14 protein-coding genes and 1 tRNA gene are annotated in these 14,615 nt (G+C 67.7%); 9 read left to right on the forward strand and 6 right to left on the reverse strand.

Annotation, left to right across the window (positions count from 1 at the left end; genetic code table 11):
- Positions 1–17: 17 nt before the first annotated feature.
- Positions 18–90 (reverse strand) — tRNA-Asp (locus tag ABJD39_RS04470).
- A 289-nt stretch (positions 91–379) separates the two neighbouring features.
- Between ABJD39_RS04470 and ABJD39_RS04475 the strand changes: the two genes are divergently transcribed.
- The 9 genes from ABJD39_RS04475 (at position 380) to ABJD39_RS04515 (ending at position 10,822) form a co-directional block, all read left to right on the forward strand.
- Positions 380–610, forward strand: coding sequence for a DNA-directed RNA polymerase subunit H (locus ABJD39_RS04475; RefSeq protein ID WP_348612525.1), 231 nt, complete (start codon positions 380–382; stop codon positions 608–610).
- A complete protein-coding gene (locus tag ABJD39_RS04480; RefSeq protein WP_348612527.1) occupies positions 607–2,172 on the forward strand; it encodes a DNA-directed RNA polymerase subunit B'' in 1,566 nt (521 codons plus the stop codon). Before ABJD39_RS04475 ends, ABJD39_RS04480 begins: the two co-directional genes overlap by 4 nt.
- A gap of 3 nt (positions 2,173–2,175) precedes the next feature.
- Positions 2,176–4,002 carry a DNA-directed RNA polymerase subunit B gene (gene rpoB, locus ABJD39_RS04485; RefSeq protein ID WP_348612529.1) on the forward strand — a complete coding sequence of 609 codons (1,827 nt, stop codon included), beginning with the start codon at positions 2,176–2,178 and terminating at the stop codon, positions 4,000–4,002.
- A 2-nt stretch (positions 4,003–4,004) separates the two neighbouring features.
- Positions 4,005–6,956 carry a DNA-directed RNA polymerase subunit A' gene (locus tag ABJD39_RS04490; protein ID WP_348612531.1) on the forward strand — a complete coding sequence of 984 codons (2,952 nt, stop codon included), beginning with the start codon at positions 4,005–4,007 and terminating at the stop codon, positions 6,954–6,956.
- Positions 6,949–8,196 (forward strand): DNA-directed RNA polymerase subunit A'', encoded by a 1,248-nt coding sequence (gene rpoA2, locus ABJD39_RS04495; RefSeq protein WP_348612533.1) that lies wholly within the window; start codon positions 6,949–6,951, stop codon positions 8,194–8,196. The genes ABJD39_RS04490 and rpoA2 overlap by 8 nt, the downstream gene beginning before the upstream one ends.
- Before the next feature lie 2 nt (positions 8,197–8,198).
- Entirely contained in the window at positions 8,199–8,624 is a 426-nt protein-coding gene (locus ABJD39_RS04500) for a NusA-like transcription termination signal-binding factor (RefSeq protein ID WP_348612535.1), read from the forward strand.
- Between the two features lie 56 nt (positions 8,625–8,680).
- A complete protein-coding gene (locus ABJD39_RS04505; protein WP_348612537.1) occupies positions 8,681–9,565 on the forward strand; it encodes a mechanosensitive ion channel family protein in 885 nt (294 codons plus the stop codon).
- Between the two features lie 190 nt (positions 9,566–9,755).
- Positions 9,756–10,184, forward strand: a complete 429-nt coding sequence (locus tag ABJD39_RS04510) for a 30S ribosomal protein S12 (protein WP_073306653.1) — start codon at positions 9,756–9,758, stop codon at positions 10,182–10,184.
- Positions 10,184–10,822 (forward strand): 30S ribosomal protein S7, encoded by a 639-nt coding sequence (locus tag ABJD39_RS04515; protein ID WP_348612540.1) that lies wholly within the window; start codon positions 10,184–10,186, stop codon positions 10,820–10,822. Before ABJD39_RS04510 ends, ABJD39_RS04515 begins: the two co-directional genes overlap by 1 nt.
- Positions 10,823–11,016: 194 nt before the next feature.
- Here the strand turns inward: ABJD39_RS04515 and ABJD39_RS04520 are convergent, their stop codons facing one another.
- From ABJD39_RS04520 to ABJD39_RS04540, 5 genes are all read right to left on the reverse strand, one after another.
- Positions 11,017–11,352: a DUF7344 domain-containing protein gene (locus ABJD39_RS04520; RefSeq protein ID WP_348612542.1), complete on the reverse strand. Its 336-nt coding sequence runs from the start codon at positions 11,350–11,352 to the stop codon at positions 11,017–11,019.
- A 105-nt stretch (positions 11,353–11,457) separates the two neighbouring features.
- On the reverse strand, positions 11,458–12,108 hold the full coding sequence (locus tag ABJD39_RS04525; RefSeq protein WP_348612544.1) for a class II aldolase/adducin family protein: 651 nt from the start codon (positions 12,106–12,108) through the stop codon (positions 11,458–11,460).
- Positions 12,105–12,854: an HAD family hydrolase gene (locus ABJD39_RS04530; RefSeq protein WP_348612546.1), complete on the reverse strand. Its 750-nt coding sequence runs from the start codon at positions 12,852–12,854 to the stop codon at positions 12,105–12,107. Before ABJD39_RS04530 ends, ABJD39_RS04525 begins: the two co-directional genes overlap by 4 nt.
- 252 nt (positions 12,855–13,106) lie before the next feature.
- A complete protein-coding gene (locus ABJD39_RS04535; protein ID WP_348612548.1) occupies positions 13,107–13,643 on the reverse strand; it encodes a hypothetical protein in 537 nt (178 codons plus the stop codon).
- Between the two features lie 107 nt (positions 13,644–13,750).
- Positions 13,751–14,515, reverse strand: a complete 765-nt coding sequence (locus ABJD39_RS04540) for a DUF5781 family protein (RefSeq protein ID WP_348612550.1) — start codon at positions 14,513–14,515, stop codon at positions 13,751–13,753.
- Positions 14,516–14,615 lie beyond the last annotated feature (100 nt).

Consider the following 14,615-nt stretch of genomic DNA (forward strand, 5'->3'; position numbering starts at 1 on the left):
AGGCTTAAGAACGGAAACGCCCGGAGCGGGATTTGAACCCGCGTCACAACCGTGACAGGGTTGTATGATGGGCCACTACACCATCCGGGCGTGCATCGCGTCGGCGGATTTCACTTCGCCTCTGCGCATCCATTCCTTTCCCGGGTACATAATTAAGACTTCTCATCCGATCCCACCGTGTTCCGCGATACCGTACGCCGTAACGTTCATATCTGCGGGGACGGATCGGGTAGTCGTGCAAGCGGTGTGGTGACCAGCTACCGGTCCCCAACTCGTTTGACAAGCGTTATGTGGCCGCGTCGTATATACCGCCGTAGTATCTCGTGAAGACTTCTCCCCAGCAAACACGGCCGCGCGCGACTACGAACTTCCCCAAGCCATGGTAAACGTAAGCGAACACGAACTCGTACCCGATCACACGCTCCTCGAGGACGAAGACGAGATCGAGGAGATGCTCGACGAGTACAACATCAAACGGACCGATCTCCCCAAGATCAAGCGGACCGACCCCGCGGTGCCCGACGAGGCCGAGACGGGCGACGTGATCCGCGTCGAACGGGATTCACGAACCACCGACACGGCAGTCGTCTACCGACTGGTGGTAGAATGAACAGAGAAGCACGACGCTCCGTCTCCCGGGAGTACTTCTCCCAGGAGCGGCTCGCGGAGCACCACTTCCGGTCGTTCAACAACTTCCTCGACCGCGGCATGCAGCGCGTGGTCGACGAGAAGGAGACGATCGAGACCGACATCGGCGACAAGGAGGGGCAAGAGCCCGTCTACGTCGAACTCGGCGACGTACGGATGACGACCCCGCGCGTCCGCGAGGCCGACGGCTCCGAGGAACTGCTGTACCCGCAGGAGGCGCGCCTCCGGAACATCACCTACGCCGCCCCGGTCTTCATGGAGATGAAGATCATCCGCGGCGGCGAGGAGGAGCCCGAGACGGTCGTCGACCAGACCGAGACGAAGGTCGGCCGGATGCCGATCATGGTCGGCTCGAACAAGTGCAACATCTCCGGGTTCTCCGACGAGGAACTCATCGAGATCGGCGAGGACCCCGTCGACCCCGGCGGCTACTTCATCGTCAACGGCTCCGAGCGCGTGCTCATGACCAGCGAGGACCTCGCGCCCAACAAGATCCTCGCGGAGTACGACTCGAAGTACGGCGACGAGATCCAGGTCGCCAAGACGTTCTCCCAGCGCCGCGGCTACCGCGCGCTCGTCCTCTGTGAGCGCAACCGCGAGGGGCTGCTCGAGGTGAGCTTCCCGTCGGTGTCCGGCTCCGTGAACTTCGTCACCCTCGTTCGCGCGCTCGGGCTCGAATCCGACGAGGAGATCGTCCACCGCGTCTCCGACGACCCGGAGATTGTCAAGTTCATGCTGGAGAACCTGGAGGAGGCCGACGTGCAGACCGAGGAGGAGGCCATCGAGACCCTCGGCGAGCGCGTCGCCTCGGGCCAGGGGAAGAACTACCAGCTCAAGCGGGCCAACTACGTCATCGACCGCTACCTCCTGCCGCACCTCCACGAGGAGGGCGTCGAGGAGGAGGACGTCCGCATCAACAAGGCGTACTACCTCTGCCGGATGGCCGAGGCCTGCTTCGAGCTCGCGCTGAACCGCCGCGAGTCCGACGACAAGGACCACTACGCCAACAAGCGCCTCAAGGTCTCGGGCGACCTGATGACGGACCTGTTCCGGACGGCGCTCAACAAGCTGGCGCGCGACGTGAAGTACCAACTCGAGCGCGCCAACATGCGCAACCGGCAGCTCACCGTCAACACGGTGGTTCGCTCGGACGTGCTGACCGAGCGGCTCGAACACCCCATCGCGACGGGGAACTGGGTGGGCGGCCGCTCGGGCGTCTCCCAGCTCGTCGACCGGACGGACTACATGGGCGTCCTGTCGCACCTGCGTCGCCTCCGGTCGCCGCTGTCGCGGTCGCAGCCGCACTTCGAGGCGCGCGACCTGCACGCGACCCAGTGGGGTCGCATCTGTCCCTCCGAGACCCCGGAGGGCCCGAACTGTGGGCTGGTGAAGAACTTCGCGCAGGCGATGGAGCTGAGCCAGAATATCGAGGACGAGCAGGGACTGAAGCGAGAACTCGCGTCCATGGGTGTCGAGGGGATCCCCGGCATCAAGGGCGTTGACCGCGCATCCGCGGACGACTAACATATGGCAAGCACACGAGAAGCGAAAGTCTACGTCAACGGGAGCCTGGTCGGGACCCATCCGGATCCCACCCAGCTCGCGGCACAGATCCGTGAGGCGCGCCGCCGCGGCGACGTCTCCGACATGGTGAACGTCTCGGTGAAAGACCGTACGAACGAGGTCATCGTCAACGCCGACGCCGGCCGCGCTCGGCGGCCGCTCATCGTCGTGGAGAACGGGGAGCCGCTCCTCGACGACGAGACGATCGAGGCGCTGGAGAACGACGAGATCGAGTTCGAGGACCTCGTCGACCACGGCATCGTCGAGTTCATCGACGCCGAGGAGGAGGAGGACATCTACGTCGCCACCGACGAGGAGGACGTCAACTCGCGAACGACGCACCTGGAGATCGACCCGCAGCTCATCTTCGGCATCGGCGCGGGGATGATCCCCTATCCCGAGCACAACGCCTCGCCGCGCATTACCATGGGCGCGGGGATGATGAAGCAGTCGCTCGGGCTGCCGTCGGCCAATTACCGGATCCGGCCGGACACCCGCCAGCACCTCCTGCACTACCCGCAGCTGTCGATGGTCAAAACGCAGACCACCGAACAGATCGGGTTCGACGAGCGCCCGTCCGCGCAGAACTTCGTCGTCGCGGTCATGAGCTACGAGGGGTTCAACATCGAGGACGCGCTCGTCATGAACAAGGGGAGCGTCGACCGCGCGATGCAGCGCTCGCACTTCTTCCGGACCTACGAGGGCGAGGAGCGCCGCTATCCCGGCGGCCAGGAGGACCGCTTCGAGGTCCCCTCCCAGGACGTGCGCGGCGCCCGCGGTGAGGACGCGTACACCCACCTCGACGAGGACGGCCTCGTCAACCCCGAGACGAGGGTCAACGAGAACTCCGTCCTGCTCGGGAAGACCAGCCCGCCCCGGTTCCTCGAGGAGCCGGACGACATGGGCGGCCTCTCCCCGCAGAAGCGGCGTGAGACCAGCGTCACGATGCGCTCGGGCGAATCCGGTATCGTCGACACGGTCACGCTGATGGAGGGCGAGGACGGCTCGAAGCTCTCGAAGGTCTCGGTGCGCGACGAACGGATCCCCGAGCTCGGGGACAAGTTCGCGTCCCGTCACGGCCAGAAGGGCGTCGTGGGCCACCTCGCCCCGCAGGAGGACATGCCGTTCACCGAGGACGGGCTCGTTCCCGACCTCGTGATGAACCCGCACGCGCTCCCGTCGCGCATGACGGTGGGCCACGTGCTGGAGATGCTCGGCGGGAAGGTCGGCTCGCTCGAGGGACGCCGCGTCGACGGCACCGCCTTCCAGGGCGAAGACGAGGACGCGCTCCGCTCGTCGCTGGAGGACCACGGCTACAAGTCCTCCGGGAAGGAGGTCATGTACTCGGGCGTCACCGGCGAGAAGATCGAGGCGGAGATCTTCGTCGGGACGATCTTCTACCACAAGCTGTACCACATGGTGAGCAACAAGCTGCACGCCCGCTCGCGCGGGCCGGTGCAGGTGCTCACCCGCCAGCCGACCGAGGGGCGTGCCCGCGAGGGTGGCCTCCGCGTCGGCGAGATGGAGCGCGAGGTGCTTATCGGACACGGCGCCGCGCTGGCGCTGAACGAGCGGCTGCTCGACGCCTCCGACAAGGAGACGGTGTACATCTCCGAGGAGACGGGGATGGTGGCCGTCGAGGACGTGGAGCAGCGTCGGATCTACGACCCCATCACGGGCGACGAGGACGACATCCACGAAATGGAGATCAGCTACGCGTTCAAGCTGCTGCTCGACGAGATGAAGGCGCTCGGCATTCGACCGACCCTCGAACTTGAGGACGCAGTCTAACTATGGCAGGCCAGACACCCAAAGAGATCGGCGGCATCAACTTCGGGCTGATGGACCCGGAGACGTATCGGGACATGTCCGCGACGAAGGTCATCACGGCGGACACGTACGACGACGACGGCTACCCCATCGACATGGGGTTGATGGACCCGCGGCTGGGCGTCATCGACCCGGGACTGGAGTGCCGCACCTGCGGCAAGCACTCCGGGTCGTGTAACGGGCACTTCGGCCACATCGAACTGGCCGCGCCCGTGATCCACGTCGGCTTCACGAAGCTCATCCGTCGGCTGCTGCGCGCGACGTGCCGCAACTGCGGCCGCCTCGCGCTCACCGAGGAGGAGAAAGAGGAGTACAAGGAGAAGCTCGTCCGTACGAAGGACCTCGGCGGCGACCCCACCGACGTGCTGAAGTCGGCGGTCCGGCAGGCCCGCAAGGCCAACAACTGCCCGCACTGCGGCGAGCCGCAGGCGGACATCAAACACGAGAAGCCGACCACCTACTACGAGGTGCAGGACGTGCTCTCGGGCGACTACTCGGAGCTCATCACCCGCGCGATGCAGCCGGACGAGCCCGAGGACGAGGAGGAGGAAGTCGACGAGAGCGAGGCGATCTCCCCGATGGATCTCGCCGACGAGACGGGCATCGCGCTCGACCGGATCAACGAGATCCTCTCGGGCGAGTTCCGCCCGCGCAAGGAGGACCGCAAGGCCCTGGAGAAGGCGCTGGGCATCGACCTCACCGTCGAGGACATGAACAAGCTGATGGCGAGCGACATCCGCGACTGGTTCGAGGACATCCCGGACGAGGACCTCGAACCGCTCGGCATCCACCCGCAGAAGTCCCGCCCCGAGTGGATGATCCTGACGGTGCTGCCGGTGCCGCCGGTCACCACCCGTCCCTCGATCACGCTGGACAACGGCCAGCGCTCCGAGGACGACCTCACGCACAAGCTGGTCGACATCATCCGGATCAACCAGCGGTTCATGGAGAACCGCGAGGCGGGCGCCCCGCAGCTCATCATCGAGGACCTGTGGGAGCTGCTCCAGTACCACGTCACCACGTTCGTCGACAACGAGATCTCGGGCACGCCGCCCGCGCGCCACCGTTCGGGCCGCCCGCTGAAGACGCTCTCCCAGCGCCTCAAGGGCAAGGAAGGTCGCTTCCGCGGTTCCCTGTCGGGCAAGCGCGTGAACTTCTCCGCGCGGACCGTCATCAGCCCCGACCCCACCCTCTCGCTGAACGAGGTCGGCGTCCCCGAGCGGGTCGCCGAGGAGATGACGCAGGTGATGAACGTCGCCGAGCGCAACCTCGACCGCGCCCGGCAGTACGTCCGCAACGGCCCCGAGGCCCACCCCGGCGCCAACTACGTCAAGCGGCCCGACGGCCGCCGGCTGAAGGTGACCGAGAAGAACTGCGAGGAGCTGGCCGAGAAGGTCGAGCCCGGCTGGGAGGTCAACCGCCACCTCGTCGACGGCGACATCGTGATCTTCAACCGGCAGCCCTCGCTGCACCGGATGTCGATCATGGCCCACGAGGTCGTGGTCATGCCGTACAAGACGTTCCGCCTGAACACGACCGTCTGCCCGCCGTACAACGCCGACTTCGACGGCGACGAGATGAACATGCACGCGCTCCAGAACGAGGAGGCCCGCGCGGAGGCGCGCGTCCTCATGCGCGTGCAAGAGCAGATCCTCTCGCCGCGCTTCGGCGAGAACATCATCGGCGCCATTCAGGACCACATCTCGGGGACGTACCTCCTCACCCACGAGAACCCCGAGTTCACCGAGACGCAGGCGCTCGACCTGCTCCGGGCCACCTCGGTCGACGAGCTGCCCGAGCCGGACGGCACCAACGAGGCCGGCCAGGCGATCTGGACGGGCCGAACCGTCTTCTCGGAGCTGCTGCCCGACGACCTGAACCTCGAGTTCACCTCCTCGACGGGCGACATCGTCCGCATCGAGAACGGCCAGCTCGTCGAGGGAACGATCGACGAGGACGCCGTCGGCGCGTTCGGCGGCGAGGTCGTCGACACGCTCACCAAGGTGTACTCGGAGACGCGCGCCCGCGTGTTCATCAACGAGGTGGCGTCGCTCGCGATGCGCGCCATCATGCACTTCGGCTTCTCGCTCGGTATCGACGACGAGTCGATCCCGCCGGAGGCGACCGAGCAGGTCGACGAGGCGATCGACTCGGCGTACGAGCGCGTCCAGGAACTCATCGAGACGTACGAGCAGGGCGATCTGGAGAGCCTGCCCGGCCGGACGATCGACGAGACGCTGGAGATGAAGATCATGCAGACGCTCGGCAAGGCCCGCGACTCCGCGGGCGAGATCGCCGAGGATCACTTCGCCGACGACAACCCGGCGGTCATCATGGCACGCTCGGGCGCCCGTGGGTCGATGCTGAACCTGACCCAGATGACCGGCTGCGTCGGCCAGCAGGCGGTTCGCGGCGAGCGCATCAACCGCGGCTACGAGGACCGCACGCTCGCGCACTACGAGGCGGACGACCTCTCGGCGGAGGCCCACGGCTTCGTGGAGAACTCCTACCGCTCGGGGCTCACCCCGGAGGAGTTCTTCTTCCACGCGATGGGCGGCCGCGAGGGGCTGGTCGACACTGCGGTCCGGACCTCGAAGTCCGGGTACCTGCAGCGTCGCCTCATCAACGCGCTCTCGGAACTGGAGACGCAGTACGACGGTACGGTGCGGGACACCTCCGACACCATCGTCCAGTTCGAGTTCGGCGAGGACGGCACCTCCCCGGTGAAGGTCTCCTCCAACGAGGACAGCCCCATCGACATCGAGCAGATCACCGACCGCGTCGTCGACGCGGAGTTCGGCTCCGAGGAGGAGAAGGAACGCTTCCTCGGGCGCCGCGAGGCGCCGACGAACCTCTCGGAGTACGCCGGTCCCGGCCTTGACAAGGCGGGCGGCGTGGGGGTGGGCGATGACTGACAGCGGGTCGGTCGACCGCTTCGTCGACGCCCACGCCGAGGTCACCGAGGACATCGCGCTGGTCGTCGAGGACACCGAGTTGCCGCGGCGACTGAAGGACGATATCTACGAGAACATCGACGGACGCGGCGGCGTGACGGCCGAGCAGGCCAACGAGATCGCCCAGGCCGCCGAGTCGCGCTACCTCGACACGCGTGTCGACCCGCTGGACCCCGTGGGGACCGTCTCCGCGCAGTCCATCGGCGAGCCCGGAACGCAGATGACGATGAACACGTTCCACTACGCGGGCGTCGCGGAGATGGACGTGACGCAGGGGCTCCCCCGGCTCATCGAGCTGGTGGACGCCCGGAAGACGCCGGACACGCCGATCATGGTCGTCCACCTCGACGAGGAGCACGCGACCGGCCGCGAGAAGGCCCACGAGGTCGTCTGGCAGCTGGAGGCGACGAAGATCCTCGCGCTCGGCGACGTCTCGACGAACGTCGCGGACATGATCGTGCGTATCGACCTCAACGAGGACACGCTACTGGAGCGGTGGCCCACCCACGAGAACCCGACGGAGGTCGCCGGCATCGTCGCCGACATCATCGAGGACTCGCTGGGCGTCTCCACACGCCACTCGGGCACGGCGATCGAGTTCGGTCCCGACGAGCCGAGCTACCGCGAGCTGCTCCAGCTCGTCGAGGAGCTCCGGGACATCGTGTTCAAGGGGATCGAGGAGGTCTCCCGCGTCGTCATCCGGAAGGAGGAAGTCGACGACGACGGCGACGAGGAGTACGTCCTCTACACCGAGGGGTCGGCGTTCGCCGACGCCTTGGAGATCGAGGGCGTCGACGCCTCCCGGACCACGTGTAACAACATCCACGAGATCTACCGGACGCTCGGCGTCGAGGCGGCCCGCGAGACGATCATCAACGAGACGATGGAGACGCTCGAAGAGCAGGGGCTCGACGACGTGAACATCCGCCACCTGATGCTCGTCTCGGACATCATGACGAACCGCGGTACCGTCGAGTCGATCGGCCGCCACGGCATCTCCGGGTCGAAGGACTCCGTGCTCGCGCGCGCGGCGTTCGAGGTGACGGTGAACCACCTGCTCGACGCGGCGATCCACGGGGAGGCCGACGACCTCAACGGCGTCATCGAGAACGTCATCGTCGGGAAGCCGGTGTCGATCGGCACCGGCGACGTTGACCTCCGCATGGGCTCGGCCCCCGACGTGAAGTCCGCGGACGACTGACGGTGCGCGTCGAGATCACCGACGAGGCGCGGCGGTACATCGGGACGTTCGACGAGCTCGTCGGCGTCGCGCCGACGGACTGCCTCGTCTTCGAGGGCGGCGATCGGCTCGTCTTCCTCATCCCCGCGGGCGAGATGGCCGAGGCGGTCGGCCCCGGCGGGAAGACCGTCGAGCGCGTCGAGGAACAGCTCGGCGCGTCGGTCGAGCTGGTCGAGGACGCCGACACGCCCGAGGCGTTCGTCGCGAACGCGCTCGCGCCGGCGGCCGTTCGGGGCGTGACGGTGAGCCGGCAGAACGACGTCGTCGCGTACGTCGAGGTCGTCGAGGCCGACCGCGGGGTCGCCATCGGTGCCGGCGGCCGCAACATCGAGGTCGCGCGGACGCTCGCGAAGCGCCACTTCGACGTCGACGACGTGCAGTTAGCCTAACCCTCCCGTCGGTACGCGCCGACTGTTTTTCCGGCTCGACCGCGAGCCACGCCGGGATGAGGTCGCTCCAGATCGAGGCGCCCGAGCCGGTCCCGGTTCCCGTGCCGGTTGAGACCGCGACGGACGCGCTCGTGAGTGCGCTCGTCACGGCGGGCTGGATCCTCGCGGTCGCGATCCCGGTGTACGCTATCGGTCGATTCGTGGTCGTTCCTGCGACCGCCCGCGTCGTTCGCTCGCGGAATCCACACAACCCGACGATCGTCGACGCGACGCGAACGTACGTGACCGTGCTGGTCCTCGTCGTCGCGGCGGTGTTGGGGCTTATCGCCGGCGGCTACGGGCGGACACTCGGCAGTTCCACTGTGGTCATTGCCGCCGTGACGCTCGCGGTCGGTATCGCCGGGCAAGACCTCATCGGGTCGCTCGTCAGCGGGCTGTTTCTCGTCGCCGACCCGGAGTTCAACGTGGGCGACTGGATCGACTGGCCCGGCGGGGAGGGTCGCGTCGAGCGCGTCGACTTCCGCTCGACGCGCGTCAGAACCGTGGAGAACACGGTCGTTACCGTTCCGAACACCGTCTTGACGGCCGACGCGGTCGTCCGTCCGTACGCTGGAAGCCACATCCAGGCGAGAGAGACGGTCCCGGTGGCATACGGCGATGACCTCGCGGGAGCGACGCGGGAACTCGCTACCGCCGTGGCGGCCGTCCAGGGCGTCGCCGACTCCACCGCACCGAGGGCGTGGGTCGATACGCTCGGCGACGACAACGTGACCCTGACCGTCGAGTACCGGATCGACGATCCGACCGTCTCCCGCGTCAGACACATCCGCGCGAACGTCAGGGATCGGGCCGTCGACGCGCTCAAGTCCATCGGAGCGACGCCCGGACCGCCGGCCGGTCGTGAACTCTCCGGAACGGTCACGATGCGTGATGCCGAGTAACCCGAGGCCGGTCGGTGTCGACGACGCTCGCTGCGCGCCGTATTCGAGCGGAAACGCCCGCTGCGCCCGTCGAGGGGAGCCACGAAACGGACGCAGATCGGACGAGAGGTACCGCTAATCGTTTCTCGCGTCGTCTCGCCGTAGCGGAAAGGGAACCCTTAGGTAGCTCCGCTGAAAACGGAGGTGCACGATGGCCAACGGCAAATACGCCGCGCGGAAGCTCAAGAAGGACCGCCAGAAGCGGCGGTGGTCCGACTCCGAGTACGCGCGACGCGAGCGCGGTCTCTCCGAGAAGTCCGACCCCCTCGAGGGCGCCCCCCAGGGTCGCGGTATCGTCCTGGAGAAGGTGGGTATCGAGGCGAAGCAGCCCAACTCGGCGATCCGGAAGTGTGTCCGGGTTCAGCTCATCAAGAACGGGAAGCAGGTCACGGCGTTCTGTCCCGGCGACGGCGCGATCTCGTTCATCGACGAGCACGACGAGGTCACCATCGCGGGTATCGGTGGCGCGAAGGGTCGCGCCATGGGTGACCTCTCCGGCGTCAACTACAAGGTCGAGAAGGTGAACGGCGTGTCGATGATCGAACTCGTCCGCGGCAACGCGGAAAAGCCCGTCCGATAATGAGCGAATCAGAGCAAAACCCCGACGCCGAGGCCGAGGCATCGGAACCGGACGAGTCCGCCGACTCCGAGCAGGTCGTCGAGAACGCGCTGCTGTTCGGCGAATGGGACGTCTCGGAGATGGAGTACTCCGACCCGTCCACGCGGAAGTACATGAACGTGACCCCCATCGCGCACACGATGGGTCGCCACGCGTCCAAGCAGTTCCAGAAATCCGAGATCTCCCTGGCCGAGCGGCTCATCAACCGCCTGATGCAGACCGACGAGAACACCGGGAAGAAGCAGCAGGCCCAGCGCATCGTCCGCGATGCCTTCGACACGATCCACGCGCGCACCGAGGACAACCCGGCGCAGGTGCTCGTCGAGGCCGTCGAGAACGCCGCCCCGCGCGAGGAGACCGTCCGCCTGAAGTACGGCGGCATCTCGGTCCCGAAGGCCGTCGACGTCGCGCCCCAGCGCCGCGTCGACCAGTCGCTGAAGCTCATCGCCGAGGGCGTCCAGGGCGCCAGCTACAAGACGACGACCAGCGCCGCCGACGCGCTCGCGGACCAGCTCATCGGCGCCGCCCGCTACGACGTCCAGACGTACGCCATCTCCCAGAAAGAGGAGACCGAGCGCGTCGCCGCCGCCGCACGCTGACCGCGCCACGGCACCGACGCGACACCCGCGGCACGGCTGCCGCGCTCTCTCTGTTTCGCGTTCGTCGTCAGAGCTCACCCGCGAGCGACCGCGTTCGATTCCCTCCGCGCGCGCATCGTCCCGCACGCTGTTTCTTGACGGACGCTGTGTCTTGCCTCGGACCGCTCGCAGGGAGCCGGTCGGGCGACCCCCGGTCAGCGCTCGGACCGACGGATGTCGTCGAGGGACCGAACTGACCGGATGAGCGGCCGGATCCGATCGAACGCGAGGCCACACGAGACCGTCTGAGCCTCGCGGTTCCAGTCGATAACGTTCGTGTCGGCGAGCTTCGGGAGGTGGACGTGTCTGAGGTGGACCGCCATCGTACCGGTGTCCTCGTCCGGTCTGACGATGTCGTCGGGGACAGACACGATCCCTTCGGACGGCGATCGGTCCGCCAGCTCGAAGAGGAGTCGCCGCCGGAGTTCGTCCGCGAGGAGTTCGAACCACGTGTCGTAAGTCTCTGGCGACCCGTGAGTGTCCTCGGACATGATCCCGAGATTACATTCGTGGTACTTTGTCGTTTCGGCTGTGTCTGGTGTGCGCACACCCAGCACAGTGACGGCGGTCGAGCTTCGCGACGGCGCGTCCGCCGGTTACTGTCCGTAGCCTTCGAACTGCTCGATCGCGGTGTCGAGTTCCTCTTCAGGTAGTTCAACCGGCTCGCCGACGGCCGACGACTGGAGGTACAGCCGCGAGAGGTCCTCGACGTGGGTGGTGTGCTCCAGCGCCGTCTCGATGTCGGCGGCGGTGACGACGAGGCCGTGGTTCTCGATGAACGAGGCCGTGGCGTTCGCCTCCTCCATCGCGGCGACGACGTTCGCGGCGAGTTCCTCGGTCCCGTAGGGGGCGTACTCGGCGACGGGAACGCGCTTGCCGACGGCGACGATCATGTAGTGGATCGGCGGGAGTTCCTCGTGGAGGACGGCCATCGTCGTCGCCCACGGCGAGTGGGTGTGGACGATCGCGTCGGAGCCGTACCCGCGGTAGATGTGGCGGTGCATCGGCACCTCGCTGGAGGGTTTCATCCGGCCGGCGACTCGCTCTCCCTCTAGATCCACGACAGGCACGTCGGCGACGTCGAACGCGTCGTAGGCGACGCCGGTCGGGGTGACGGCGAAGCGGTCGCCGTCGCGGACGCTGAGGTTCCCGGTCCGTCCGGGCGTGAGCCGCGCGAGTTCGGGCGCGTGCTCGACGACGGCCTCGCGGGCTTCCCGGAGAACCGTCGGATTCGCCTCGTCGCTCACAGCGCCACCTCCGTCACCGCGGCCAACGAGTCCAGGCGGTGGTCCGGCGTCCGGACCTCGTTCGGGGCGGCCTCGGTCCGGTCGGCGTCGCCCCCGTCGTCGGCTCCCCCGGTGGCGTCGCCCTCCGGTCCGTTGAACAGCGCCGTTTCCATTCCGAGCGCGTTCCCGCCCTCGATGTCGTTCGCGAGGGAGTTACCGACGACGAGCGCCTCCGAGGGCGTTCTGTCGAGCCGGGCGAGCGCCGTGGTGAAGACAGGTGCCGCCGGCTTCTCGCGGCCGACCTCCTCGCTGGTGACGAGCGCGTCGAGGCGCTCGTCGACGCCGAGGCGCGCGAGCTTGCGCAGTTGGACGCGCGTCGTGAGGTTCGTCACGACCGCCACGCCGACGCCGGCGTCCCGGAGCGCATCGAGGGTGGGGAGGGCGCCGTCGAAGGCCGTCATCTCCCCGAGGTACGCGTCCCAGTAGGCGTCGCCGAGCGCCCGCGCGAGGTCGGCGTCGAACGGTCCCGGGAGGTCCGCGACCAGCCGCTTGTAGTAGATGTGGCGGCTGTGGCTGCTGGCGGTGGCGCCGACTTCCCGCTTCGTCGCCCGTCGAGCGCGTCCGCGTCGCGCCTCGAACGCGTCGGCGTCGAGGTCGCCGCCGCGGTCGCGGTACGTCTCGAAGGCGGCGCGCGTGCCCGCCTCGTTACACGGATCGTACGGGTAGAGGGTGTCGTCCAGATCGAACAACACGGCGTCGACAGCCATGCCCGGCGCTCCGTCCCCCCGCCGCATAGGTGTTCGGTCGCGTCGACTGGGTACTCGCGTCGATCGGCCCCGAACAGACAAAAGATGCGAAGATCGGATCGGTCGAGTCGGCTCCGGACGAACGTTCAAATACGAACACGGGGCAAGTGACGACCACGGGCGATGGGTCGCGCCCGTCGGCCCGGACCATCACCCGAGCGCAGGCCACTCCGCGGCCGTACCGACCGGCGGCCGCACCGGCCGACTACAGCCTCACTCCGGACGGCGGCCGATCCGGCCGAGCGCGAGCGAGCGGCCGACGGCGACCAGCGCGATAGCGGTTCCCGTGACCAACAGCAGCGGCGTGTAGTCGCCGGCTGCGAAGCGGGCGAACACACCGGCGGCGACGAGGATGCCGACGGCGCCGACGACCGCCAGCGCGGCGCCCACGCCGACCCGCCAGCCTCCGAGGGAGTCATGCGAACGCGCCCACGAGGCGACGAGCGCGGCGAGCAGCGCGAGCACGGCGAGGAACCCGGCGAAGGCAGCGTCGTACGCGGCGGCGCTCGCGAACGCCGGAAGCACCGCCTCGAGTTGGTCGAACGCCACGATCAGGAGGTAGCCGGGCACGCCGAACGGCGGGACCGGGATCGCATACAGGAGTCCGTACAGGCCGGCGATGACGGCGACCGCGACCACCCAGTCGCGCAGGAGTGTCGCAACCGCGTACGGTCGGCGGCGGGGCGCGCGCGCGTCGTCGGTATTCCGGTCGCCGTCACTCGTGGATCCCGTGGAGGGCTCGGATCCCATGGTCAACCGTTTCCTGGTCGCCCGCGAAGTAGCTACTGGCGACCCCTGTGCCTACTGGCGACGCCCGTTCTCGCCGTTTCGGTCGCGTTGAGAACGCCCCTCGGTAGTCAGTCGGCGGCAGCGGGACCGCCGCCCGCGTCGACGGCGTACAGCCGCGCAGCGTCGACCAGCGCCTTGCGGTACTCCGACTCCGACGGGTCCGCCGCGAGCGACCGGAACAGCCGGGTGAACCCCGGAACGTCGACCGCCGGCGCGTCGTCGGCGGCGGCGTGGGCCAAGTCGTAGAGGCGGTGTCCCTCGTCGACGAGGTCGTGGCGTTCGCACATCGCCAGCGCGAACGCGGCGTTGACGGCGGTGATGTCCGGGTCGGAGCCGGGCGTCATGCGCTGTGAGTCGGGATGGGGATGATCGCGCGGACGGTCGGCGACGGCCGCGGCCAGCTGCGACTCGAAGAACGTCGCCAGCTTCTCGCCCGGGCCGACGGAGAGCGTGATGTCGTCGGCGTACACGTCCTTCATGTGGTTCGCGATCTGGTAGCAGTGGTGGACCTTCCGGCGCTCGACTGACGCCCCGGACAGCGCGAGAAACAGCGCCTCGTCCGTCGACTGGTGGTGCGACGGGTGCGGCTCCTCGTAACGTGCCATGTGCGACAGCTCGTGGAGCGCGAGTTCGCGCGCCATCGCGGAGGTGGCGGCTTTCCGGGAGATATTGAGCACGTGACGGTCGTCGTAGTGAGCGGCCCACGTCCGCTCCTCGGGATTCTCGCGAACCCGGACCTCGACGGGAAGCGAGAGGTCGTGTTCGGTCTCGAACAGCGCCGTCGCCCCGAGGAAGGGGTCGGGCGGGACGGCACCGCGGACTCGAATGTCCATGTGTGCTGTTGGCACGCCCCGGATCGGTTTGACTCTTGTGCCGATCGGGTGGGGGCACGACGACGATCGAACCGACCCACGAGACGGCGTACCACGCGGT

It is taken from the genome of Halobaculum rarum (genome assembly GCF_040025155.1).
GTDB classification, from domain to species: domain Archaea; phylum Halobacteriota; class Halobacteria; order Halobacteriales; family Haloferacaceae; genus Halobaculum; species Halobaculum rarum.